This window comes from Pseudomonas sp. JV241A, from assembly GCF_900275665.1.
Classification (GTDB): Bacteria; Pseudomonadota; Gammaproteobacteria; order Pseudomonadales; family Pseudomonadaceae; genus Aquipseudomonas; species Aquipseudomonas wadenswilerensis.
Window position 1 is genome coordinate 94,893 of the sequence record NZ_OPYO01000007.1, and the last position, 22,423, is coordinate 117,315.

The 22,423-nt window shown below is 64.5% G+C and carries 20 protein-coding genes; 9 read left to right on the forward strand and 11 right to left on the reverse strand.

The annotated features are described in order from the left end of the window. Positions 1–114 precede the first annotated feature (114 nt). The 4 genes from JV241A_RS03845 to JV241A_RS03860 are packed head-to-tail and all read left to right on the forward strand — an operon-like array spanning position 115 to position 4,892. Entirely contained in the window at positions 115–1,641 is a 1,527-nt protein-coding gene (locus JV241A_RS03845) for an efflux transporter outer membrane subunit (RefSeq protein ID WP_134061400.1), read from the forward strand. Then, complete coding sequence (locus JV241A_RS03850) at positions 1,638–3,824, forward strand: FUSC family protein (protein WP_134061401.1); 2,187 nt, start codon at positions 1,638–1,640, stop codon at positions 3,822–3,824. The genes JV241A_RS03845 and JV241A_RS03850 overlap by 4 nt, the downstream gene beginning before the upstream one ends. Beyond that, the gene (locus JV241A_RS03855; RefSeq protein ID WP_028943216.1) at positions 3,814–4,014 is read left to right on the forward strand and encodes a DUF1656 domain-containing protein; all 201 of its coding nucleotides are present in this window, start codon (positions 3,814–3,816) and stop codon (positions 4,012–4,014) included. The genes JV241A_RS03850 and JV241A_RS03855 overlap by 11 nt, the downstream gene beginning before the upstream one ends. Before the next feature lie 11 nt (positions 4,015–4,025). Beyond that, complete coding sequence (locus JV241A_RS03860) at positions 4,026–4,892, forward strand: HlyD family secretion protein (protein WP_115085375.1); 867 nt, start codon at positions 4,026–4,028, stop codon at positions 4,890–4,892. Between the two features lie 7 nt (positions 4,893–4,899). Here the strand turns inward: JV241A_RS03860 and JV241A_RS03865 are convergent, their stop codons facing one another. Further along, a complete protein-coding gene (locus JV241A_RS03865; RefSeq protein WP_115085376.1) occupies positions 4,900–5,352 on the reverse strand; it encodes a universal stress protein in 453 nt (150 codons plus the stop codon). 162 nt (positions 5,353–5,514) lie between these two features. On the opposite strand from JV241A_RS03865, the gene JV241A_RS03870 reads away from it, so the two are divergent. The 5 genes from JV241A_RS03870 (at position 5,515) to JV241A_RS03890 (ending at position 11,448) form a co-directional block, all read left to right on the forward strand. Next, on the forward strand, positions 5,515–6,420 hold the full coding sequence (locus JV241A_RS03870; RefSeq protein ID WP_115085377.1) for a LysR family transcriptional regulator: 906 nt from the start codon (positions 5,515–5,517) through the stop codon (positions 6,418–6,420). Between the two features lie 110 nt (positions 6,421–6,530). Then, a complete protein-coding gene (locus tag JV241A_RS03875; protein ID WP_115085378.1) occupies positions 6,531–8,072 on the forward strand; it encodes an MFS transporter in 1,542 nt (513 codons plus the stop codon). 23 nt (positions 8,073–8,095) lie between these two features. Then, complete coding sequence (locus JV241A_RS03880) at positions 8,096–9,166, forward strand: HlyD family secretion protein (RefSeq protein WP_115085379.1); 1,071 nt, start codon at positions 8,096–8,098, stop codon at positions 9,164–9,166. Then, positions 9,163–10,617: an efflux transporter outer membrane subunit gene (locus JV241A_RS03885; RefSeq protein ID WP_134061402.1), complete on the forward strand. Its 1,455-nt coding sequence runs from the start codon at positions 9,163–9,165 to the stop codon at positions 10,615–10,617. Before JV241A_RS03880 ends, JV241A_RS03885 begins: the two co-directional genes overlap by 4 nt. Positions 10,618–10,653: 36 nt before the next feature. Next, positions 10,654–11,448 carry an SDR family oxidoreductase gene (locus JV241A_RS03890; protein WP_115085381.1) on the forward strand — a complete coding sequence of 265 codons (795 nt, stop codon included), beginning with the start codon at positions 10,654–10,656 and terminating at the stop codon, positions 11,446–11,448. Here JV241A_RS03890 and JV241A_RS03895 read toward each other — a convergent pair. From JV241A_RS03895 to algG, 10 genes are all read right to left on the reverse strand, one after another. Continuing rightward, positions 11,445–12,269: an SDR family oxidoreductase gene (locus JV241A_RS03895; RefSeq protein ID WP_115085382.1), complete on the reverse strand. Its 825-nt coding sequence runs from the start codon at positions 12,267–12,269 to the stop codon at positions 11,445–11,447. The two genes, JV241A_RS03890 and JV241A_RS03895, sit on opposite strands and share 4 nt — an antisense overlap. A gap of 12 nt (positions 12,270–12,281) precedes the next feature. Next, positions 12,282–12,656: a thioredoxin family protein gene (locus tag JV241A_RS03900; RefSeq protein WP_115085383.1), complete on the reverse strand. Its 375-nt coding sequence runs from the start codon at positions 12,654–12,656 to the stop codon at positions 12,282–12,284. 83 nt (positions 12,657–12,739) lie between these two features. Beyond that, complete coding sequence (locus JV241A_RS03905; RefSeq protein ID WP_115085384.1) at positions 12,740–13,204, reverse strand: multidrug transporter; 465 nt, start codon at positions 13,202–13,204, stop codon at positions 12,740–12,742. Positions 13,205–13,310: 106 nt separating this feature from the next. Next, positions 13,311–14,762 carry a mannose-1-phosphate guanylyltransferase/mannose-6-phosphate isomerase gene (locus JV241A_RS03910; RefSeq protein ID WP_134061403.1) on the reverse strand — a complete coding sequence of 484 codons (1,452 nt, stop codon included), beginning with the start codon at positions 14,760–14,762 and terminating at the stop codon, positions 13,311–13,313. 33 nt (positions 14,763–14,795) lie between these two features. Then, on the reverse strand, positions 14,796–15,452 hold the full coding sequence (locus tag JV241A_RS03915) for an alginate O-acetyltransferase AlgF (protein WP_115085386.1): 657 nt from the start codon (positions 15,450–15,452) through the stop codon (positions 14,796–14,798). Between the two features lie 13 nt (positions 15,453–15,465). Beyond that, complete coding sequence (locus JV241A_RS03920; protein ID WP_134061404.1) at positions 15,466–16,623, reverse strand: alginate O-acetyltransferase; 1,158 nt, start codon at positions 16,621–16,623, stop codon at positions 15,466–15,468. A gap of 11 nt (positions 16,624–16,634) precedes the next feature. Next, on the reverse strand, positions 16,635–18,092 hold the full coding sequence (locus JV241A_RS03925; protein ID WP_115085388.1) for an MBOAT family protein: 1,458 nt from the start codon (positions 18,090–18,092) through the stop codon (positions 16,635–16,637). 196 nt (positions 18,093–18,288) lie between these two features. Beyond that, positions 18,289–19,413, reverse strand: a complete 1,125-nt coding sequence (locus JV241A_RS03930; RefSeq protein WP_115085389.1) for a mannuronate-specific alginate lyase — start codon at positions 19,411–19,413, stop codon at positions 18,289–18,291. A 7-nt stretch (positions 19,414–19,420) separates the two neighbouring features. After that, a complete protein-coding gene (locus JV241A_RS03935; protein WP_115085390.1) occupies positions 19,421–20,830 on the reverse strand; it encodes an alginate O-acetyltransferase in 1,410 nt (469 codons plus the stop codon). A gap of 13 nt (positions 20,831–20,843) precedes the next feature. Beyond that, positions 20,844–22,409 (reverse strand): mannuronan 5-epimerase AlgG, encoded by a 1,566-nt coding sequence (algG, locus tag JV241A_RS03940; protein WP_115085391.1) that lies wholly within the window; start codon positions 22,407–22,409, stop codon positions 20,844–20,846. Between the last annotated feature and the right edge of the window lie 14 nt (positions 22,410–22,423).

A 22,423-nucleotide genomic window follows, 5' to 3' on the forward strand; every position in this document is an offset into this window, starting at 1 on the left:
ATCGCTGTTTTCGTAACAAAGATTCGCAGTAATGCACGCTTATCGCCAGTGCGGCAGCCCCCTAGAATTGCGTCTCCAAGCGTCATCCACCTTCTACGTCGGGAATTTGCAGCTGTGCCGCGTCGCATCATCAGAGCGCTCAATGCGCTCAGTGCCTGTGCCTTTAGCTTGACCTTGAGCGGCTGTATCGGAACCTGGGGCATTGCCCCGCAAAGCAAGACGCTGCAAGCCAATACCCTGACCACCGACGCGGCGATCCGTGAAGCCGCCCGCGACGCCCATTGGCCCGACCAGCAATGGTGGCGGGCCTACGGCGACCCGCAACTCGATCGCTGGATCGCCCTGGCCGTGCAAGACAGCCCGAGCATGGCCATGGCCGCCGCCCGTGTGCGCGAAGCCAAGGCCATGGCCGGGGTGGTCGAGTCGGCGGAAAAACTGCAGGTCAATGGCCAGTCGACGCTCAAGCGCCACAACTGGCCGGAAGACCAGTTCTATGGCCCCGGCGCGTTGTCCGGTTCCAACACCTGGGACAACAATGCCGCGCTCGGCTTCAGCTACGCCCTCGACCTCTGGGGCCGTGAGCGCAATGCCAGCGAGCAGGCCGTGGACATGGCCCACATGAGCGTGGCCCAGGCCCGCCAGGCCCAGCTCGAGCTGCAGAACAATATCGTCAAGGTCTACATCCAGCTGTCGCTGCACTTTGCCCAGCGCGATATCGTCAAGGCCGAGCTTGAGCAGCAGGAGCAGATCCTGGCCCTGGCCGAACGGCGTCTGGCCGGCGGCATCGGCACCCATTTCGAAGTCAGCCAGGCGCAGACGCCGCTGCCGGAAACCCACCGTCAGCTCGATGCAATGAATGAAGAAATCGCCCTGGCCCGTAACCAGCTGGCAGCCCTGGCCGGTAAAGGTCCAGGCGAGGGTGCGCAACTGCAGCGTCCACAGCTGGCGCTGGGTACCGCGCTGAATTTGCCCTCGGCCTTGCCCGCCGAGCTGGTCGGCCAACGCCCGGACGTGGTCGCCAGCCGCTGGCAGGTCGCGGCCCAGGCCCGCGGTATCGATGTCGCCCATGCTGGTTTCTTCCCCAACGTCGACCTGGTCGGTGGCCTCGGTTTCATGGCCACCGGTGGCGGGGCGCTGGAGTTTCTGACCGGGCGCAAGTTCAACTACAACGTCGGCCCGGCGATCAGCCTGCCGGTGTTCGATGGCGGTCGCCTGCGTTCGCAACTGGGGGTTGCCTCGGCCGGTTATGACATCGCCGTGGCGCGCTACAACCAGACCGTGGTCGAGGCGCTCAAGGGGATTTCCGATCAGTTGATCCGCCGTGAGTCGATGCACGAGCAGCAGCACTTTGCCGCCGAATCGGTGGCCTCGGCGCAGAAGACCTACGACATCGCCATGATCGCCTTTCAGCGCGGCCTGACCGATTACCTCAATGTGCTCAACGCGCAGACGATGCTGTTCCGCCAGCAGCAGATCCAGCAGCAGGTCCAGGCCGCACGCCTGAGTGCCCACGCCGAACTGGTCACGGCCCTGGGCGGCGGCCTGGGCGCGGGCCATGATGTGCCGGAAGCAGACCGGCAACAGGCGCCGAAAACCCCGGCGACCCTGGCGATTTTCGACAAGCCGGGCCATGCCGAATGAGCGCACTGACCCTGCCGTTTCGCTGGCTGGCCACCCTGGAGTGGCGTCGCGGGTTCTTTGAATGGGTGCGCACCGACGGGGTGACCTGGGTGTACATCTTCAAGGTTCTCAGCGCCGCCTTCCTGACCCTGTGGCTGGCCATGCGCCTGGAGTTGCCGCAGCCGCGCACGGCGATGATCACCGTGTTCATCGTCATGCAACCGCAGAGCGGCCATGTGTTCGCCAAGAGCTTCTACCGGCTGCTGGGCACCCTGGCCGGCTCGTCGATGATGGTCGCGCTGATCGCCTTGTTTCCGCAGAACACCGAGCTGTTCCTGCCGAGCCTGGCGATCTGGGTCGGCCTGTGTTCGGCCGGCGCCATGCGCTACCGCACCTTCCGCGCCTATGGCTTCGTGCTCGCCGGTTACACCGCGGCGATGGTCGGCTTGCCGGCCCTGCAGCATCCCGACGGCGCGTTCATGGCCGCGGTGTGGCGGGTGCTGGAAATCTCCCTGGGGATTCTGGTTTCGACCCTGGTCAGCGCCGCGATTTTGCCGCAGTCGGCCAGCGCCTCGATGCGCAACGCCCTGTACCAACGCTTCGGCGTGTTTGCCGGCTTCGTTGCCGAGGGCCTGCGCGGCGACAGCCAGCGCGACCGTTTCGAAAGCAGCAACGTGCGCTTTATCGCCGAGGCCGTGGGCCTGGAAAGCCTGCGCAGTGTCACCGCCTTCGAAGACCCGCACATGCGCCGGCGCAACGGGCGCCTGGGGCGGATGAACAGCGAATTCATGGCCATCACCACGCGCTTCAACGCCTTGCACCAGTTGCTGGAGCGCTTGCGTTTGCGTGGGCCGCTGCAGATCGTCACCGCCATCGAGCCGGGGCTCACCGCCCTGGCCGAGCTGCTCGACGGCTATGCCGGTCGCGGACTTACCGAGGGTGATGCGGCGCGCCTGGCCGAGCAGCTGGCCGCCTACAAGGAAGGCTTGCCGGAGCGCGTGCGCACCCTGCGTGCGGCGTATGTCGAGAGCGGCCCGAGCGATGCCGACCTGCTGGATTTCCACACCGCCTACGAACTGCTGTACCGCTTCGTCGACGACATGCACAGCTACGCCCAGACCCACGCTTCGCTGACCGAGCACAACCATGCCCGCGAGCAGTGGGATGAGCCCTATGTGGCGCAGACCAACTGGATGGCCTCACTGGCCGCCGGTGTGCGCGCCTCGTTCATCCTGCTGGTGCTGGGCAGCTTCTGGATACTCACCGCCTGGCCGAGCGGGGCGATGATGACGCTGATCGCCGCGGCCACCGTCGGCCTCTCGGCGGCCACGCCAAACCCCAAGCGCATGTCGTTCCAGCTGGCCTGCGGGACCTTGTTCGGCGCCTTTGTCGGCTTCTTCGAAACCTTCTTCGTGTTCCCCTGGATCGACGGTTTCCCGCTGCTGTGCCTGGTGCTGGCGCCGGTGTTCGTGTTCGGCGCGTTCCTCGCTTCGCGACCGGCCTATGCCGGTTACGGGCTGGGCCTGCTGATCTTTTTTGCCACCGGTTCCGTGCCCGACAACCTGACCATCTACAACCCCTACAACTTCATCAACGACTACATCGCCATGGTCATCGGCATGCTGGTCTGCGCCGCTGCCGGGGCAATCATCCTGCCGCCCAACAGCTGCTGGTTGTGGAGCCGCCTGGAGCAGGATTTGCGTGCCCAGGTGCTGTATGCGATCACCGGGCGCCTACGCGGCTTGGGTTCGAGCTTCGAAAGCCGCACCCGCGACCTGCTGCACCAGGCCTATGGCCTGGCGGTCGGCCAGCCGCGGGTGCAGAGCAAGTTGCTGCGCTGGATGTTCGTGGTGCTTGAGGTCGGTCACGCGATCATCGAGCTGCGCAAGGAGCAGGCGATTTTGCCGGTGCACCCGTGCTATGCCGAATCGCAGCCCTGGCGCCAGGCCATCCGGGTCATGGGCCGGGCGCTGGCGCGGCTGTTCATGCAGCCGAGCGCGAGCAACCACGAGCGTGCGTTGGTGGCGGTGGATCACGCCATCAGCCGGGTGCAGGCCACCGACGAGCCGTTCGCCCGCCACTTCGACACCTCGGCCCTGCGCCGGGTGCAGAGCTACCTGCATTTCATCCGTACTTCGTTGCTCGACCCTCAGTCGCCGCTGGCCGAACTGGCCCCGGCCAAAGGACTGCCCCATGCCTCGTGAAATCGCCTTCCATGGCGTCTACATGCCGACCATGACCCTGATGTTCCTGTTCGCCGCCGGGCTTGCCTGGGGTTTGGACCGGTTTATCGCCAGCCATGACGGCTACCGCTTCTTCTGGCACCCGGCGTTGCTGCGCCTGTGCCTGTTTATCTGCCTGTTCGGTTCCATGGCCCTGACTCTCTACCGTTGAGACCCCTGTTGATGAAAAAGTTTTTCAGCCTGATCGCCACCTTGCTCGTGCTGGCCGCTGCCGTGGTGATCGGTCGCCAGCTCTGGGTGCATTACATGAACACGCCCTGGACCCGCGACGGGCGCGTGCGCGCCGACATCATCAACGTCGCTGCCGACGTGCCGGGTTATGTGGTCGATGTGCCGGTGCGCGACAACCAGTTGGTGAAGAAGGGCGATGTGCTGCTGCAGATCGACCCCGAGCACTACGAAGTGGCGGTCCGCCAGGCCCAGGCGCTGGTCGCCTCGCGCAAGGCCACCTGGGAAATGCGCAAGGTCAACGCCCATCGCCGCGCCGACATGGACAACCTGGTGATCTCGCGGGAGAACCGTGACGATGCCAGCAACATCGCCAACTCGGCGCTGGCCGATTACCAGCAGGCCCAGGCGCAACTGGCGGCGGCCGAGCTCGACCTCAAGCGCACCAGGATCCTTGCCACGGTCGATGGCTACGTCACCAACCTCAACGTCCATCGCGGTGACTACGCGCGCACCGGCGAACCGAAGATGGCGGTGGTCGACAAGGACTCGTTCTGGGTCTACGGCTTCTTCGAGGAAACCAAACTGCCGCATGTTCGGGTGGGTGACCAGGCCGAGCTGCAGATGATGAGCGGCGAAAGGCTCAAGGGGCATGTCGAGAGCATCTCGCGCGGCATCTATGACCGCGACAACCCGGAAAGCCGCGAGCTGATCGCCGACGTCAACCCGACCTTCAACTGGGTACGGCTGGCCCAGCGCGTGCCGGTGCGGATTCATATCGATGAAGTGCCGGAGGGCTTTTTGCTGGCGGCGGGGACCACCTGTACGGTGGTGGTCAAGCCGGGTCAGAAAGAGGGTTAAAAGCGGCTCAGTCCTGGCGCGAATCCACCAGCACCGGGCAACTGACCTGATCGATCACCTTGTTGCTGATCGACGGATCCAGCAAGCGCCCCAGGCGGTTCAAGTGCCGGTGGCCGACGATGATCAGCTCGCACTCAAGCTCGCGGGCGGCAGCAACGATTGCCGCCACCGGCTCGCCTTGCACCAGCTTGCCTTCACTCTCGAACCCCAGCGCGCGCAGGTTCTCCAGGGCCTGGCGCACGGCCTGGGTGGCATGGCGCTGCTCATCGGTGGCCGCCGGGTACTCCTGCTGCTCGTACAGGCTGATCGCCCCCGGCCCGTCACTCAGGGCAAAGGCGCTGTCGATGGCCAGCACCACCAGCAGGCGATGGCAGTTGGGCAGGCAGTACTGCTGCGCCAGTTCGACCAGGCGCTGGGAAGCGGGCGATCCATCGATGGCAATCAATACGGGGCTGAGCATGGGCGGCTCCTGTGGGCGGCAGTCGAGCCGGCTATTGTTGGGGATTCCCGGCCTGCGGATAAATGGCCTGGCCTGCACTGTGTAGTTGCGTGCGGCGCAAACCGAAGGCCGCTGTCGAGCTGTTAAGATCGCCCCTTGTTTACACGTCATGGATGCCTGGCAATGCAGATCCCGGATATGAACCTGTTGGTCGCCCTCGATGCCCTGCTCGATGAAGGCAGCGTGGTCGGCGCGGCGCGGCGCATGAACCTCAGCCCGGCGGCAATGAGCCGGACCCTGGGGCGGATCCGCGAGGCCATCGGCGATCCGATCCTGGTTCGCGCCGGCCGCGGCCTGGTGCCGACACCGCGGGCGCTGGCCCTGCACGAGCAGGTGCGGGCCCTGGTCGAGCAGGCCGGGCTGGTGTTTCGCAGCCGTGAAGAAGTCGACCTGGCGACCCTCGACCGGGCCTTCAACATCCGCACCAATGACCTGTTCATCGCCCTGTATGGCGCGCAGCTGCTGCAGATGATGCACGAGCAGGCGCCGCATACCGTGCTGCGCTTCGTCCCCGAAAGCGGTGGCGACGATGATGCGGTACTGCGCGACGGTGGTACCGACCTGATCGTCAGCTCGACCATCGACCTGGGTCCCGAGATCAAGATGCAGAGCCTGTTCAACACCATCTACGTCGGCCTGGCGCGCCACGATCACCCGATCTTCGAGGCCGAGATCACCCCCGAACGCTTTGCCGCCTACCCGCAGATCAGCGTGTCGCGCCGTGGTCGGGCCAACGGCCCGATCGATGTCGAGCTGGCCAATTACAAGGTGCAGCGGCGGGTGGCGCTGATCACCCCGAGCTTTCATTCGGCGATGTTCTCCCTGCCGGACTCTGACCTGCTGCTGCCGATGCCGGCCAACATCCTCAGCAGCGTGACCAAGCTCGGCCTGCCGCTACGCTCGTTCCACATCCCCTTGCCGATGGAGCGGGTGACGGTGATGCAGGCCTGGCACCCACGCTTTGACAACGATCCGGCGCACCGCTGGCTGCGCCAGATCCTCAAGGCCTGCTGCAGCGAGCAGCGCTGAACCGGCCGATTGCGTTTGCTGCACTAGTAAACTGCCAATATGTCAGTTTTCGTTAGCATTGACCCTTCATAGACTTCTGCCGGTTCCTTGTCTGTCCGGAGATGTCTGTCATGAGTTCGCTGATCGCGACTCCCTTACCTGTGCTGCCCCCACCTGCTGCCGCCGCTGCGGCGCCGGCGGCTTTCGGCACGCGCATTCTGGTCGGCCTGCTCGGGGTGCTGCTGGCGGTGCTGTGCGCCGGCCTGAACGAGATGGTCACCAAGGCCTCGCTGGCCGATATCCGTGGCGGCATGTTCATTGGCGCCGATGAAGGCGCCTGGCTGATTGCGGTGTATTCGGCGGCGTCGGTCTCGGCCATGGCCTTTTCGCCGTGGCTGGCGGCAACCTTTTCCCTGCGCCGCTTCACCCTTTGTGCCATCGGCGTGTTTGCCCTGCTCGGCCTGCTGCAGCCCTATGCGCCGAACCTGTCCAGCCTGCTCCTGTTGCGCACGTTGCAGGGGCTGGCGTCGGGGGCGCTGCCACCGATGCTGATGAGCGTCGCCCTGCGCTTTCTGCCACCGGGGATCAAGGTCTACGGCCTGGCCGGTTACGCCCTGACCGCCACCTTCGGGCCCAACCTGGGCACGCCGCTGGCCGGGCTGTGGACCGAGTATGTCGGCTGGCAGTGGGCGTTCTGGCAGATCATCCTGCCGTCGTTGCTGGCCATGGCCTGTGTGTCCTGGGGCTTGCCTCAGGACCCGCTGCGCCTTGAGCGCTTCAAGCAGTTCGACTGGCGCGGCTTGCTGCTCGGCCTGCCGGCCATTTGCACGCTGGTGATCGGCCTGACCCTGGGTGACCGCATGGGCTGGTTCGACTCGACGCTGATCTGCTGGCTGCTCGGTGGCGGCCTGGTACTGCTGGTGCTGTTCCTGTGCAACGAGTGGTCCGAGCCGCTGCCGTTCTTCAAGCTGCAGATGCTCAAGGTGCGCAACCTGACCCACGCCCTGGTGACCCTGTTCGGTGTGCTGATCGTGCTGACTGCGGTGATCATCATCCCCTCCAGCTACCTCGCGCAGATCCAGGGTTACCGCCCGGCGCAGACCGGCCCGCTGATGCTGCTGGTGGCCTTGCCGCAATTGCTGGCGCTGCCGCTGGTAGCGGCGCTGTGCAACATCCGCGCGGTGGATTGCCGCTGGGTGTTGGCGACGGGGCTGGGCATGCTGTCGTTGTCGTGCGCGCTGGGCACCCAGCTCACCAGCGTGTGGATTCGCGACAACTTCTACCTGCTGCAACTGCTGCACATCTTTGGCCAGCCGATGTCGGTGATCCCTTTGCTGATGCTGGCCACCGGCGGCATGACCCCGCAGGACGGGCCGTTCGCCTCGGCCTGGTTCAACACGGTCAAGGGCCTGGCCTCGGTGGTCGCCGCCGGGCTGATCGAGGCACTGACTACTGTGCGCCGGCATTTTCATTCCAACGCGCTGGTTGACAGCCTGGGCAATTCGCCGCTGGCCGACAGCAGCGCGCCGGGCCTGGCCAGGCGCATCCACGAACAAGCCCTGGTGCTGACCTCGGCCGACCTCTACCTGTGCATGGCGCTGCTGGCCGCGGCGCTGATTGTGCTGATTCCTTTTGTGCCTACCCGGATCTACCCACCGCGTGCGGTGGCCTAGGTTTGCGGACTTGAGAGAAAGACATGACCACTACAACAAACCATAAAAAAACCGCCTTGCTCGTCGCCGCCCTGGTCGTTGCCGGGCTGGCGGGCGTGCTCGGCCCGATGCTGCTGGGCCACGACAGCGAGCAGAGCACCAACGACGCTTATGTGTCTGCCGACTACACGGTGATCGCGCCCAAGGTGGCCGGATTCATCAAACAGGTACTGGTGGAAGACAACCAGCAGGTCAAGGCCGGCCAGTTGCTGGCGCTGATCGATGACCGTGACTACCAGGCCGCGCTGGCGGCGGCCCAGGCGCAACTGCTGGTGTCCACCGCGCAAAGCCACAATGCCCGGGCGACCCTCGAACGTCAGGTTTCACTGATTGATCAGGCTCAGGCCGCAGTCAGCGCCGATCAGGCCGAGCTGGCCTTTGCCAACCACGAACTGACCCGTCACAGCCGCCTGGCCGAGCAGGGTGCCGGTACCGTGCAGAACGCCCAGCAGGCGCGCAGCCGGGTCGATCAGGCACGGGCGCGGCTGGCCAACTCACAGGCCGCGCTGGCCGCGGCGCGCAAGCAGGTGGACATTCTCAGCGCTCAGGTCGACAGTGCCGCAGGTGGCCTCAAGCATGCCCAGGCAAGCCTGGATCGGGCGCAATTGGACCTGTCCTACACCCGCATCGTCGCGCCCATCGACGGCATGGTCGGCGAGCGTGCGCTGCGCGTCGGAGCCTACGTCAATCCGGGTGCACGCTTGTTGTCGGTGGTACCGCTGGAGCACGCCTATGTGGTCGGCAACTTTCAGGAAACCCAGCTGACCCACGTGCAGCCCGGGCAGCCGGTGCAAATCCGTGTGGATACCTTCGCCGATGAATACCTGCACGGGCGGGTCGAAAGTATCGCCCCGGCGACCGGCGTCACCTTCGCTGCGGTCAAACCGGACAACGCCACCGGCAACTTCACCAAGGTGGTGCAGCGCATTCCGGTCAAGATTGTCTTCGACGCCAACCAGCCATTGCTGGAGCGCCTGCGGGTTGGCATGTCGGTCGTGGCGAAGATCGACACTGGCGCGACCCTGGCTACCGGTGAAGAGGTCAGCGCCCGATGAAACCTGCGTTCGCCTTTTGCCCGTTGTTGCTGAGCCTGTTGGCCGGCTGCACCCTGGGCCCGGATTTCAACAAGCCTGACAGCCATGCCCCCGCCAGTTGGGCAGCGCTGCAGGAAACGCCCGCCGCCAGCCAGGCCCAGGCCGACCCGTTGGAGCAACGCTGGTGGGAAAGCTTTCACGACCCCAAGCTCAGCGCCCTGATCGAGCGCGCCAGCCAGCGCAACCTCGACCTGCAGATCGCCAGTGCGCGCTTGCTGCAAAGCCGTGCGCTACGCATGAGCATCGCTGCCGAGCAGACCCCATCGGTTGACCTGAGCGGCGGTTACAGCCGTGCGCGCAACAGTGCCGAAGGCCTCAATGACCCGTCCGGCAACAGCGGCAAGTCGGCCTTCAACCTCTGGCAGGGCGACTTTACCGCCAGTTGGGAACTCGACCTCTGGGGCCGCGTGCGCCGCCAGGTCGAAGCCGCCGATGCGGTGGTCGAAGTGGCCGAGAATGACCGTCGTGGTGTGCTGTTGTCGCTGCTGGCCGAGACCGCTGGCAACTACATCCAGTTGCGCGCCGTGCAGAGCAACCTGGTTGTTACCCGGGAAAACCTCGAGGTCTCCCGGCACAGCCTGCGCCTGTCGCAGATGCGCTTGCGCGACGGTGTCGCCACCGCCCTCGATGTGGCTCAGGCCAGTGCCCAGGTCGCCTCGATCGAGGCACGCCTGCCAACCCTGGAAGAGCGCCAGGCGCAACTGATCAACGCCTTGGGCCTGCTGCTGGCTGAGCCGCCGCGCAGCTTGCAGGCCGAGCTGCTGGAACCTGCGGCGATGCCGACGCCACAGCAACGCTTTGCCATCGGCGTGCCGTCGGAGCTGGCCGAGCGCCGCCCGGATATTCTCCAGGCCGCGGCACAATTGCATGCCGCCACCGCCAGCATCGGTGTGGCCAAGGCCGACTTTTATCCAAGCATCCGTCTGTCGGGCAATGTTGGTTTTCAGTCGATGCAGTTGTCTGATTTCGGAAGCTGGGATTCACGCCGGTTTGCAATCGGCCCGCAGTTGAACCTGCCGATTTTCGAAGGCGGGCGCTTGCGCGGAGTGCTCAAGTTGCGCGAAGCCCAGCAGCAGGAAGCCGCCTTGCGCTACCAGCAGGTGGTGCTGCGCGCCTGGCACGAAATCGACGATGTGCTACGCCTGTACAACGCCAGCCAGTTGCGCCGCGACCTGCTTGAAGAGGCCGTGCGGCAGAACCGCATCGCCCTGCAGACCGCCCAGCAGCAATACGTCGAGGGCGCCGTGGACTTTCTCAATGTGCTCAGCGTGCAGGGCGCCTTGCTGGCCAGCCAGGAGCAGTGGGTCGAAAGCTCGGCGGCGGTGTCCCAGGCTCTGGTCGGTTTGTACAAGTCGCTGGGGGGCGGATGGCAGCCGTTCAGTGCGCCGTTGCAGACCGCCGCACAGGGCTGATCTGTCAGTTTTTTCATCCAGCGTAAGGACACAGGTATGAACATTTCATTGCATGGCAAGCGCGCGATTGTCAGTGGCTCCACCGCCGGTATCGGTTTGGCGATTGCCATAGGCCTGGCCGAGTCGGGTGCCGACGTGGTGATCAATGGCCGTAGCCAGGAACGGGTCGATCAGGCCCTGGAGCACATTCGCCTGAAGCTGCCCGGCGCTCGCGTCTCGGGGCTTGCCGCGGACCTGGGCTGTGCCGAAGGCGCCGCCCGGCTGTTTGCCGAAGTGCCGCAGACCGACATCCTGGTCAACAACCTCGGCATCTTCGAGCCCAAGGGCTTTTTCGAGCTGACCGATGAAGACTGGCAGCTGTTTTTCGAGGTCAACGTCATGAGCGCGGTGCGCCTGGCGCGGCATTACGCACCGGGCATGGCCGAGCGTGGCTGGGGCCGGGTGCTGTTCCTGTCCAGTGAATCGGCCTTGCAGATTCCGGTGGAGATGGTCCATTACGGCACCACCAAGACCGCACTGCTGGCAGTGTCCCGCGGCCTGGCGGAAACCCTCGCCGGCACCGGCGTCACGGTCAATGCCGTGCTGCCCGGGCCGACCCGCTCCGAAGGAGTCGGCGGCTTCTTCGCCAAGATGGCCGAGGAGCAGGGTGTGCCGGTGGAGCAACTGGAGGCCGGCTTCATTGCCGAACACCGTCCCAGTTCGATCATCCAGCGCCTGGCTTCGGTAGAAGAAGTGGCCAACCTGGTGATCTACCTGGCCTCGCGCCAGGCCAGCGCCACCACTGGCGCGGCCATGCGCGTCGATGGTGGCGTGGTGCGTTCAATCGCCTAGAGCGCGCGGTCCAGGCCGAAGCGTTTTTTCAGCACCCGTTGCAGCAAGCCCTGGGGCAGCCAGGCTTGCAGCAGCGGCAAGGCGCGGCTGCCGTTGCCCAGGCGCACCAGTGCCGCGGGCTCTGGCTGCTGCACGGCCTTGAGTACGCCCCGGGCGAAGTCGGCGGCCGGGGTCGGCTTGTCCTGGGAGGCGCGGGCGCGGGCACGGATGCCTTCGCGCAGCGGCCACCAGGGCGAGTGTTCTTCGATCAATTGCTCAGCTTCGCGCCCGGCGTTGCTGGCGAACTGCGAGGCAATCGCCCCGGGTTGCACTTCCATCACGCGCACACCAAACGGCGCCACTTCCAGGCGCAACGCTTCGCTCAGGGCGTGCACCGCAGCCTTGGAGGCGCAGTAGGCACCGGCGAACGGCGTGACCAGGACCCCGGAGACACTGCCGATATTCACCACCAGGCCTTTGTTCTGACGCAAGGCCGGGAACAGTGCGCGGGTGACACCGACCACGGCAAACACATTGGTCTCGAACTGCCGTCGCATGGCCTCGACGCCGCCATCGAGCAGGGGGCCCATGGCGCCGTAGCCGGCGTTGTTGATCAGCACATCGAGGCCCTGGCCGCGTTGTTCCAGTTCGCTTGCCAATTGGCTCAATGCCGCTGGGTCATTGACGTCCAGCTGGCGGGCATTGAAGCCGTTGGCGGCCAGGCGCTGGACGTCCTCGGCCTTGCGCGCCGTGGCCCAGACCTCGAAGCCGGCGTTCTTGAAGGCCTCGGCCAAAGCCAGACCGATACCGCTGGAGCAACCGGTGATCAACACGCTGGGCATGAGCTGCTGTCCTTAAGCAGGGGGAGTCGCCACGAATACTACGTCAGGAAACCGCTGCACCAGTGTTTTTTTCAGCGGCTCGGCACTGGGGCCGAGAAACCGGCGGGGTGTGCCAGGAAGGTCATACAGCAGGTAGGTCGGTACGTGTTTGACTTCCCTGTCCAGTCGCAGCGCACTGAAGGCGCTGAAGGGAATCTGGTAGAAGTCGACCTTGTCTCGATAACCTTCATCGGCCAGCGCGCTGAACTGCGCCTTGGCGCCTGCGCAGGCCGGGCAGGTATCGGAAAAAACCAGAATGGCCACTGGCCGATCCAGCTGCGTGTTGCCCTGGATACGTTCGACAAGCGCCTTGAACTCGGCCTGAACCGCTGTTGAGGTGTCCGCCATGGTCCCGCTCCCGACGCTGGAAATGTGAGTGTCTATTCAACACGGCTTCGGGGTGTAGGTAACCTGGCAAAAATATCAGGTGCTCAGTCGGCGAAACTGCCTTGCAGGTGCTCGGCGCGGTAGTCGACGCTCTGTGGCCGGTAGCCGGAACGCAGCGGCGGCAATGGCAGGCATTCCTGCCAGCTGGCGCCGGGTTGCAGCTCGCCCGGGCCGCGGTAGCGCGGGGCGGCATAGGTGTTTTCGGCAAGGTTGACGGTATCGCCGGGGGCATAGGCTGCTACTCGCCAGCGCAGCTCCACTAATGGCACCGAGTTGCCGTTGTTGATGTGGACTTGCAGCGGGCGATCGGCCGGGCATTGCTCCGGGGCGTAGGTCAGGCGCAGTTCCAGGCGGGCCAGCTGGTTGGCTTCGCGATTGTCCAGCCACACCACCCACAACGCCACCAGCCCCAGGCCGAACAGCGCTGCCAGGGAAATCGGCAGGGCCTTGGCCGGGTAGCGCAGCAGCAGGACCAGCCAGGTAAGGATGAGCAGGGCGCCGATGAACATGGAGCGAACCTTGTGTGCGGGTATTCTTTCATCCTAACCAAAAAGCATCGCGGGGCAAGCCCGCTCCCACAATGTGTAGGAGCGGGCTTGCCCCGCGATTGGGGTTTTACTGCGCGATGGTCTTGATCGAAATCCCGCGCTCGATCGGTGTCGAGCGCCCGTAGACATCTTCAAAGCGCTCGATATCGTCTTCGCCCAGGTAGCTGCCCGACTGCACCTCGATGATCTCCAGCGGGATCTTGCCCGGGTTGCGCAGGCGGTGCACCGAGGCGATCGGGATGTAGGTGGACTGGTTCTCGGTGAGCAGGAACACGTTCTCGTCGCAGGTCACCTCGGCGGTGCCGGACACCACGATCCAGTGCTCGGCGCGGTGGTGGTGCATCTGCAGCGACAGGCTGGCGCCGGGCTTGACGGTGATGTGCTTGACCTGGAAACGCCCGCCCATGTCCACCGAGTCGTACGAGCCCCACGGCCGGTAGACCTCGCAGTGGGTCTGGGTTTCGCTGCGGCCCTGTTCGTTGAGGGTGTTGACCAGTTGCTTGACGCCCTGAACCTTGTCCTTGTGGGCAATCATCATGGCGTCCTTGGTCTCGACCACGACGATGTTCTCCAGGCCGATCACCGACACCAGCTTGCCGTTGCCGTGGATCATGCAGTTGTGGCTGTCCTGGACCACCACATCACCCTTGGTCACGTTGCCGTTGTGGTCTTTTTCATGCACGTCCCACAGCGACGACCAGCAACCGACATCGCTCCAGCCCGCCGACAGCGGTACCACGCAGGCGCGCTGGGTCTTTTCCATTACGGCGTAGTCGATGGAATTGTCCGGGCAGCAGGCGAAGGTGGCTTCGTCGATGCTCAGGTTGTCGCCGTCTTCCTCGCTGCGCTCCAGGGTCAGCAGGCAGGTGTCGTAGATGTCGGCATCGTGCTTTTTCAGCTCTTCGAGGAAGCGGCTGGCGCGGAACAGGAACATGCCGCTGTTCCAGAAGTAGCCACCCGCCCGCACGAACTCGGTCGCGCGTTTTTCGTCCGGCTTCTCGACAAACTGCGCCACCCGGCTGACGCCTTCGGGCAGCAGTACGTCCTGGCTCGACTTGATGTAGCCGTAGCCGGTTTCCGGCTTGGTCGCCGGGACTCCGAACAGCACCATCTCGCCACGCTCGGCGGCCACGGTGGCCAGGGCCAGGGCCCGTTGCAGGGCTTTCTGGTCGTTGATCACATGGTCGGCCGGGAGCACCAGCATCAGCTCGTCACGGCCTTCGTTGACCAGTTTCATCGCGGTCAGCGCCACTGCTGGCGCGGTGTTGCGGCCGAAGGGCTCCATGAGGATGCCCTGGGTTTCGAGTTTCAGGCTTTGCAGCTGCTCGCTGACGATGAACTTGTGGTCCTTGTTGCAGACCACGATGGGGGCGTCCATGCCGTCGAACACCAGGCGCGAGAGGGTCTGCTGGAACAGGGTGTGTTCGCCGGTCAGGGCCAGGAACTGCTTGGGGAATTGCTTGCGCGACAGGGGCCACAGACGCGAGCCGCTACCACCGGACAGAATGACTGGAATCATGGGTGTTCTCCAAAAATAGAAATAGGCAGGTGGTTAACGGGTGGATACCGGGCGCTTGACCCAGACCGGCGACAGGTTGCTGCCGGAGCCGGTGACATACAGCACCGCCGCTTCGCCGCGCTCCAGAGCCACAGGCTTCAGATCGCTGACTTTCTTATCGCCTTCATACAGCGCCAGGCTGACCTTGACCGGGTTGATCTCACGCTCGCCACGGGCCTTGGCGGCCACCGGCTTGACCACTTCGGTCTTGCCGTCGGCGGTCTTCAGGGTCAAAGCCTGGTTACTGAGGTTCTGTACCCGCACCAGGGATTTCTGCTTGTTCTTGAACGGCGGCTCCTCGACCAGCTGCGGCTGGCCCGAGGTGTTGTTGACCAGGGTGTAGTAGTGATCGGCGGCGAGCTTGACCGGCAGGCTCTGGCTGCCGACCTTGGCGCTGTAATCGCCCTGGGGCATGAAGCTGAAATCACTGCTGCCCTGGGCGGCCACTTCGTTGATCTGGGTATTGCCGACGCTGGCGCTGACCGGCTGGGCACCGGCGTTGTAGATGCGCACGAAGGTCGAGCCTTTCGGCGCGGTCGGGCCATACAGCGCGGCGTCGGCGCCGGCCAGGGCTTGCAGCGAGAGCAGGCTCAGACCGGCGGCCAGGGCGCAGGCTTTGGCGATGCGGAGCTTTTGGGTATGCAAGGTCATGTGCGTTTCCTCTTCAGTTTTCCGTCCGATGGGACGACAGGGCCAGGTCTTGATTGGCATTGCGGGTTTTTTTCAGCTGCGCGATCCACTGCGGATCGAATGCGCTGAGGTCGTTTTTCATTGGCAGATAACGTTCCGGGAACTCCCAGATCAGCACTTGCGGCGCGCTGTTCTTGAAGGCGTCGGTTTGCAGGTACTTGAGCATCGGCAGCAGCGGGCCATGACCGTCTTCGGCGTAATTGACCACGTCGCTGCGCAGCGCTTGCTGCAGGGCACCGAGGAAGTTCCAGCTGGGGTTGGCGCTGTAGCTGGTGCCGATCAGTGCCACCGGGATTTCGTTGTCGGCGAACAGTGCGTCGCCGTTTTCACCTTCAGCCTGGGCCGGGCGGGTGCTGCGTTGTTGCAGGGTGTCCGGCGGCGGCAGCAGGTTGCTGAACAGTGGGTCGAGCGGCAGGAAGTTGGTCAGGTCGCCTTTGTACGGCGCGCTCTGGCGCTGTTCGGTGACGAACTGCTGCGGCTCGCCGTTGAGCAGGGTCTGGCGCGCGACGGCGGCGGCCAGGTGCTGGGCGACCACTTCGGCGCCCATGGGCGTCCAGTGGGTGTCGGTACGCAGGAACACCTGGCCACGGGCCTTGGCCTCCTGCAGCGGCGCCAGCAGGTCGGGGGCGAACACGCCGGCCTGGCGGGCCTGGGCGTGGAACTCGTTGTACAGGTCGGTGTGCAGGCTGGCCGGGGTCTGTTCGCCGACGTACTCCGGATACAGCCGCGCCTTGGCCGGCACGATTGCCAGTACCAGCTGTACGCCACGTTGCTGCAGGGTGTCGCGCACACCGCGGATCAGCGCGAGGTTTTCCTGTTCGAACTGGTCGCTGTTGGCCACCGGCTTGAACTCCTCGTCACTGAACAGCCAGTGCTCGCGGCCCAGCACCACGCCCGGGCGGCCTTCGTTGAACAGCTTGAAATCCAGCGCCGCCCACAGGTTGGTGCCGATGCGCTTGAGCGGGAACTGCTCGTCGTAGTGGGTCTCGGCGGCCTTGGCCAGCTTGCCGTCGAGGGCGGTCATCTGCGCGCTGCGCTGGAAGCTGCCCAGGCCGCCCAGCGACCACAGGCCCAGGCCCAGCAACAGGGCGAGGAACAGCAGGGCGTAGAGTTTGCGTAATGATCGGGTCATGGTCGGCTCGCTCAGAACTGGAAGTAGAGGAACGGCGAGTAGCTTTGCGCCGAGAGCTTGAGGATCGAGGCCACGAACAGCAGCAGCACCAGCGCACGGGTGGCGTACAGGCCCCAGTCCAGGCTCAGGCTGCCGTCGGCATGGACGGCCACCGGGCTGGCCTTGGGCTCGGGCCTGGCGTTGCGATAGAAGTCGCGCAGGCCGAAGTACGCCAGGGTCACGTAGGCCAGTACCAGGGTCGCCACTTGCAGGCCGGTGAGGTTGGCGCGGTTGAGTTCCGACAGCTGCCAGTCACCGAAGCTGAACATGGCGCCGTACATGCGTGCGGCGACGTGCAGGTTCTCGGCGCGGAAGATTACCCAGCCCATCACCACCAGCAGGAAGGTGAAGGCCCAGCGCACCAGGTTGAAGCGTTGCGGCGCGGCGTTGATGCCCAGGGCCCGTTCGATCGCCAGCCACATGCCGTGCCAGGCGCCCCAGACGATGTAGGTGAAGTTGGCGCCGTGCCACAGGCCGCCCAGGAGCATGGTCAGGAACAGGTTGCGGTAGGTGGCGAAGGTACCGCCGCGGTTACCGCCCAGGGTGATGTACAGGTAGTCGCGCAGCCAGGTCGACAGGCTGATATGCCAGCGCCGCCAGAACTCGGTGATCGACTGGCTGATGTACGGTTGCTTGAAGTTTTCCATGAAGCGGAAACCCATCATCAGGCCCAGGCCGATGGCCATGTCGCTGTAGCCGGAAAAGTCGAAGTACAGCTGCGCGGTGTAGGCCAGGGCGCCGAGCCAGGCGTCGCCGGTGCTCGGGTTCTGCAGGGCGAAGCAATGGTCGGCGACCACCGCCAGGGTGTCGGCGATGAACACCTTCTTGATGAAGCCCTGCATGAAGCGCGTGCAGCCTTCCGAGAACTTGTCGAGGGTGTGGGTGCGGTGGTTGAACTGGTCGGCCAGGTCCTTGAAGCGCAGCACGGGGCCGGCGATCAAGTGCGGGAAGATCGCCACGAAGGCGGCGAAGTCGATCAGGTTGCGGGTCGCCGGGGTGTCGCCGCGGTACACGTCGATGATGTAGCTGATCGACTCGAAGATATAGAACGAGATACCGATCGGCAGCAGCACATGGGTGAGGATGAACGGCTCAAGGCCGAACGAGGTCATGATCGCGTTGATGCTGTCGACGCCGAAGTTGGCGTACTTGAAGTAGCCGAGGATGCACAGGTCGACCCCCACGCCCAGCAGCAGCCAGCGCTGGGCCGGTTTGGTGCGCACGCCGGCGGCGCCGACTTTCAGGCCGATCCAGTAGTTCCACAGGGTGACCCCGGCGAACAGCGCCAGGAAGTCCACCCGCCACCAGGCATAGAACACATAACTGGCCAGCAGCAACAGGGCGTTGCGATAGCGTTGCCCGCTCAGGTAGTACAAGCCGAGAAAGATCGGCAGGAACAGGAACAGGAACACGTTGGATGAAAACACCATCCCGATCTCTCCTTGTCGTTATCAACCGGGGCAACAGCCCCCCAAACCCCCCGTGAAACCTCCCGGGAGAAACCAGATCAAATCTCTGCCTTGCACCAACCCTGTGGGAGCTGGCTTGCCAGCGAGGCGTCGTATCTGACACACCGCGGTGTTCCGATCGCTGGCAAGCCAGCTCCCACAGGGACAATGCAGATCCTTACTTTTTCTGTTCGGCCTGCGGGTCGTAGACCCGGGTCAGGTCGCCGCCCAGGCGGAAGCTCTTGAACGGCTGCATGTCGTGCTTGCGCCCGAGCACGTCGCTGTTGCAGCGGTAGAGGCTGCACCAGGGTTCGAGCCAGGCGTATTTGCTGTCGATCTTCAGGTCGTCCATGTCCTGTTTCTCGCCGTTTTTGGCTTTGAACGGGCTCGGGTCTTTGGCGCCGGCCAGCACCCGATCACCCAGGCGCTTGAGCGCGCCGTTGTTCTCGGGACGCACATCGACGCCGTTGGCCTGGGCGAAGCTGGCGATCATCGCCAGCGGCGGCAGGGCATAGTTGTGGTAGGCCAGGGCGCGCTGCTTGCGCTTGAGCTCGTTGGGCAGGAAGCCCTGGGCGTCGACCTGGTTGGCGGCTACCCGGTATTCCTTCAGCGACCAGTCGAACAGGTCGCGGCGGTCAGTGGCGACGGCGGTAGCCATCACCGACCAGGCCGCCCAGTACGAGTGGTTGTTGATCTTCTCCAGCGGCAGGTCGCTCCAGTCCTTGACCACCTGATCGGCCAGGCGCCCGAACCATTTCTCGATCAGCTCGGCCTGCTGCTGGTGCGCCGCCAGGGGCTGCGAGTTGGAGAACTTCAGGCGCAGCCAGGCCGAGCTCAGGCTGCCCAGCGCCCATTTGCGCATCGACTTGCCGGTGTGGTTGTAGTCGGTGGACATCAGCGCATCGGCGCTGGCCCAGCTGCTCAGCCACTCGAGGGTGCAGTCGAGCTGCTGTGGGCGGCCGTCGCGCATGTACTGCATGACCTGCTTGCTGACCCCGCGCTCAAGGGTGGTGATGTTCGCGGTGGAGTCGCGGAAGGCTTTTTCCGAGGCTTTGTTCAGGGTCGCGCGGGACTTGTCCGAGCCTTCGTACTTGCTGCGAAACTGCAGCTTGCCGGTGTAGGGCCGGGGGATGGCTTCGCACTTGAAGTCGCTGTCGCCGGTCTTGAGTTTCTCGATCCCGGCGTAATAGCCCTGGGGGGGGACCAGCCCGGCGGCCTGCGCGGCCGAGCCGAACAGGGCCAGAGCCAGTGCGAGCACCTTGAAGCAGCCCGCTCCTGCAGGGGATGTGCTGAATGTGTTCATAAGCACCTCAGTTTCGTTTGCACAGCGTGGCTGCGACTTTCTGGCTGCCGCTTTCCGGCCCCTGGACTTCGACAGCGAGCAGGGTCTGGGCAGCCCAGTCCTCATCCTCGCGCAACTCGAAGGCGAAGCGGCCATCGGTGTCGGCGGTTTCCGGCTTCTCGATCTTCAGGTCTTCGTGACGACCGTTCAGGTACCAGAGGGTGGCTTGCAGGGTCTTGACCGACTTGTCTTCGAACTGGATATCCAGTTGATGACGGCCATTGGTCAGGTCCTTGATCACGCCATTGCGGCCGTTGACCATCAGTTCGTTCTTGCCCGGCTTGAGTGCGGTGTTGGCGCTCAACTGCGCAGGCTTGCCTTCACAACCGTTGTCGATCAGGGCGAGCATCTGCCGCCAGATGGTTTCCTGGTCCAGGCGGTACAGCGGCGAGAACTCCCAGATGAGGATCTTCGGCGGGTTTTTCTGGAAGTCTTCGCTGCCCAGGTACTGGATCATCGAGCCTTCCAGGCCGCCGCCAGGGAAGGCGACGTTGAGCACGTCGGCGCCGATGTATTGCTCGAGGAAGCCCGAGAAGTTGTAGTTCTTGCCGCTGTGGCTGGTGCCGACCAGGGTGATCTGCGGGTTACCGGAGTCGCCGAACAGATCGCCGCTGCCACTCTCGCCCTTGGGCTCGGTGACGAACTGGTCCATGTACTGCACCGCGTAGCTGGTGCCGCACAGTTGCCCGGCGACGTTGTGCAGGGTGCCGGTCTTGCCCATGCGCCCGGACTTGTGGCTTTCGAACTCGCGCTTGGGCACGTCGGCGAAGGCCGCCATCTTGTGCACGCTGTCGGCGACGATCTTTGCCGCGCGCTCGGCGCCGTACGGCGTCCAGTGCTGGTCGCCGCGGAAGTAGAAATCCTTGCCCTGGTCGGCGGCGGCCAACTGTTCGTTGGTCAGCGGCGACAGGTCGGGCACGGTGTAGCCCATCTTGCTGAAGCGCCCGAGCATGGCCTGGTAGTTCTGCAGCGCCTTGGCGTAGTTGAACGCGGCCTTGTCGGCGGGCTTGAGCATGTTGCGGTTCACCAGGCCGCGGGTTGGCTGGTAGACCACCACCAGTTCCACGCCCTTGGCCTTGAACGCATCGTGCAACTGCTGCAGGCGGCGGTAGCCGGCTGGCGTGGTGTCGAACTCGGTGCGCAGGTCTTCGCGGGTACGGAACAGCCAGTCGCCCTGGGCTTGCACCAGGGTGGTGAAGTTCTGCTGGTAGCGGGTGGTGTAGCGGCTGGCGTCGTGGGCCTCCGGGCACAGCTGGCAGCACGGCTCGGCGCTGAAGCTTGGCGCCTGGACCTGCTCGGCCGACGCCTGGGCACTGATGGCGAGCAGGGCGGCGGCAAGTCCGGAAAGGCTCAGCAGCTTGGTCAGTTGTGGTTGCATAGAATTGGCTTCCTCAGTCCAGCATTTCGGTCTGGCGCTCGACCGGATCGATCAGCACGGCTTTGCCCTGGCGCACCATCAGGTCGAGAATCTCGTCCTGACGCTCGCCCAGTACCCCGGAGAAACTGATGCCGCTGGCCTTGCTCGGGGCCAGCATCGAGACCCGGTACAGCTCCACGCTCAGCGGCGAGTCGATCGACAGCGGGCCGCTGCCGTTGGCGGCCAGCTCACCGCCGACGACGATCAGCGAGACCTTGGTGTCGAACGGGTCGAGGGCGATGTCGCGGTCGGTTTCGGACAGGTCCTTGATGTGCCCGTAGACCCCGACCAGGCCGTTGGCCATGGCGATGTTCTCGTACAGGCGGATGTTCACGCTGTTGCGCACACGGATGCCGTGGCGGCGGTTGCTGATCAGCTTGTTGCCCCAGATCAGGTTGTCGCCGCTCTCGTACAGGGTGATGCCGTCGGTGTGGTTGCGGTAGATCTCGTTGTAGGCGATCAGGTTGTTGACGCTGTTACGGTCGATCACCACGCCCGAAAGCTTGTTGTCATAGCTCTTGTTGTTGATGATCCAGCTGTCGTTGACTTCGCGCGAGACGATGATGCCGTGCTTCTTCTTGGTCCCGTACACGGTGTTGCCGGCGATGATCAGCCGGTGCGAACGGTCGTGGGGGTCGATGCCATAGACGATGTTGTCGCGGTAGGTACTGTCCTTGACCACGAAGTCGCTGGTCTCGTAGCAGTAGAAGCCGTACCACATGTCGCTGAACTCGGAGCCGATGATCCAGCCGGTGGGTTCCGGGCGGCCCATCTGCTTGGCCATGTTCGGCGTGTACTGCGAGATGCTCACGCCATAGGACTTGCTCTTGGCGTAGCCGAAGCTGGCCATCTTGCTGTTGACGATGTAGGTCTCGGTGCCACCCCACGACAGCAGGAACGGGCGAAACTCCTTGGGCGAGCGGAAGGTCGCCGGGCCGTTGTCCTTCTCGCGCCAGCCGGTCACTCGGGTGTCGCTGACGAACAGCTTGCCGTCATTGACCAGGAACGCGCCGCCTTCCTGGGACAGGCGCAGTTCCTTGACCTTGGCGTCGATCTCCAGCACGCCTTTTTGCCCGACCACGATCGGCAGGCGCGCCAGGTACACGCCCGGTGCGGTTTCGCGCAGGTACTGGCTGGGCACCTGCTTGCTCAGCTCGGTGAAGTCGACATGGCCGTCGTCGATGAAGATCGCCTGGGGAATGCCATGCTGGCGCGCCACCCATTCGGCCATCTTGTTGTCACCGCCGATGAACTCCTTGAGGCTGTTTTCCTGGAGCATGCGCCGGACCGAGACCTTGCCCTTGCGCTTACGGTCGATCTTGTTCTGCACGGCATCGTAGGTGTAGCCAGACAGGTCCGGCAGGGTCGGCGCCGGGATCTGCAGCGGCTCGATCGGCGCGCTGCTGACCGTGTAGGTCTTGGCCTGCTGCAGCTCCTTGGCCACCGGCGTCGGCGCCTGGCCGTTGGCCAGGGCGATGCTGCTGGCCAGCAGCAGGGTGCCGGCCAATAGGGCGTGGAGCTTGTTCGGTTGATGGCTCATTTCATTGCACCCCA

Coding starts and splice junctions, on each gene's coding strand:
- JV241A_RS03880 (WP_115085379.1), top strand. CDS start 8,096: ATGACCACTACAACAAACCATAAAAAAACCGCCTTGCTCGTCGCCGCC.
- JV241A_RS03890 (WP_115085381.1), top strand. CDS start 10,654: ATGAACATTTCATTGCATGGCAAGCGCGCGATTGTCAGTGGCTCCACC.
- JV241A_RS03875 (WP_115085378.1), top strand. CDS start 6,531: ATGAGTTCGCTGATCGCGACTCCCTTACCTGTGCTGCCCCCACCTGCT.
- JV241A_RS03915 (WP_115085386.1), bottom strand. CDS start 15,452: ATGACCTTGCATACCCAAAAGCTCCGCATCGCCAAAGCCTGCGCCCTG.
- JV241A_RS03910 (WP_134061403.1), bottom strand. CDS start 14,762: ATGATTCCAGTCATTCTGTCCGGTGGTAGCGGCTCGCGTCTGTGGCCC.
- JV241A_RS03920 (WP_134061404.1), bottom strand. CDS start 16,623: ATGACCCGATCATTACGCAAACTCTACGCCCTGCTGTTCCTCGCCCTG.
- JV241A_RS03895 (WP_115085382.1), bottom strand. CDS start 12,269: ATGCCCAGCGTGTTGATCACCGGTTGCTCCAGCGGTATCGGTCTGGCT.
- JV241A_RS03850 (WP_134061401.1), top strand. CDS start 1,638: ATGAGCGCACTGACCCTGCCGTTTCGCTGGCTGGCCACCCTGGAGTGG.
- JV241A_RS03855 (WP_028943216.1), top strand. CDS start 3,814: ATGCCTCGTGAAATCGCCTTCCATGGCGTCTACATGCCGACCATGACC.
- JV241A_RS03870 (WP_115085377.1), top strand. CDS start 5,515: ATGCAGATCCCGGATATGAACCTGTTGGTCGCCCTCGATGCCCTGCTC.
- JV241A_RS03860 (WP_115085375.1), top strand. CDS start 4,026: ATGAAAAAGTTTTTCAGCCTGATCGCCACCTTGCTCGTGCTGGCCGCT.
- JV241A_RS03935 (WP_115085390.1), bottom strand. CDS start 20,830: ATGCAACCACAACTGACCAAGCTGCTGAGCCTTTCCGGACTTGCCGCC.
- JV241A_RS03930 (WP_115085389.1), bottom strand. CDS start 19,413: ATGAACACATTCAGCACATCCCCTGCAGGAGCGGGCTGCTTCAAGGTG.
- JV241A_RS03900 (WP_115085383.1), bottom strand. CDS start 12,656: ATGGCGGACACCTCAACAGCGGTTCAGGCCGAGTTCAAGGCGCTTGTC.
- JV241A_RS03865 (WP_115085376.1), bottom strand. CDS start 5,352: ATGCTCAGCCCCGTATTGATTGCCATCGATGGATCGCCCGCTTCCCAG.
- JV241A_RS03925 (WP_115085388.1), bottom strand. CDS start 18,092: ATGGTGTTTTCATCCAACGTGTTCCTGTTCCTGTTCCTGCCGATCTTT.
- algG (WP_115085391.1), bottom strand. CDS start 22,409: ATGAGCCATCAACCGAACAAGCTCCACGCCCTATTGGCCGGCACCCTG.
- JV241A_RS03905 (WP_115085384.1), bottom strand. CDS start 13,204: ATGTTCATCGGCGCCCTGCTCATCCTTACCTGGCTGGTCCTGCTGCTG.
- JV241A_RS03885 (WP_134061402.1), top strand. CDS start 9,163: ATGAAACCTGCGTTCGCCTTTTGCCCGTTGTTGCTGAGCCTGTTGGCC.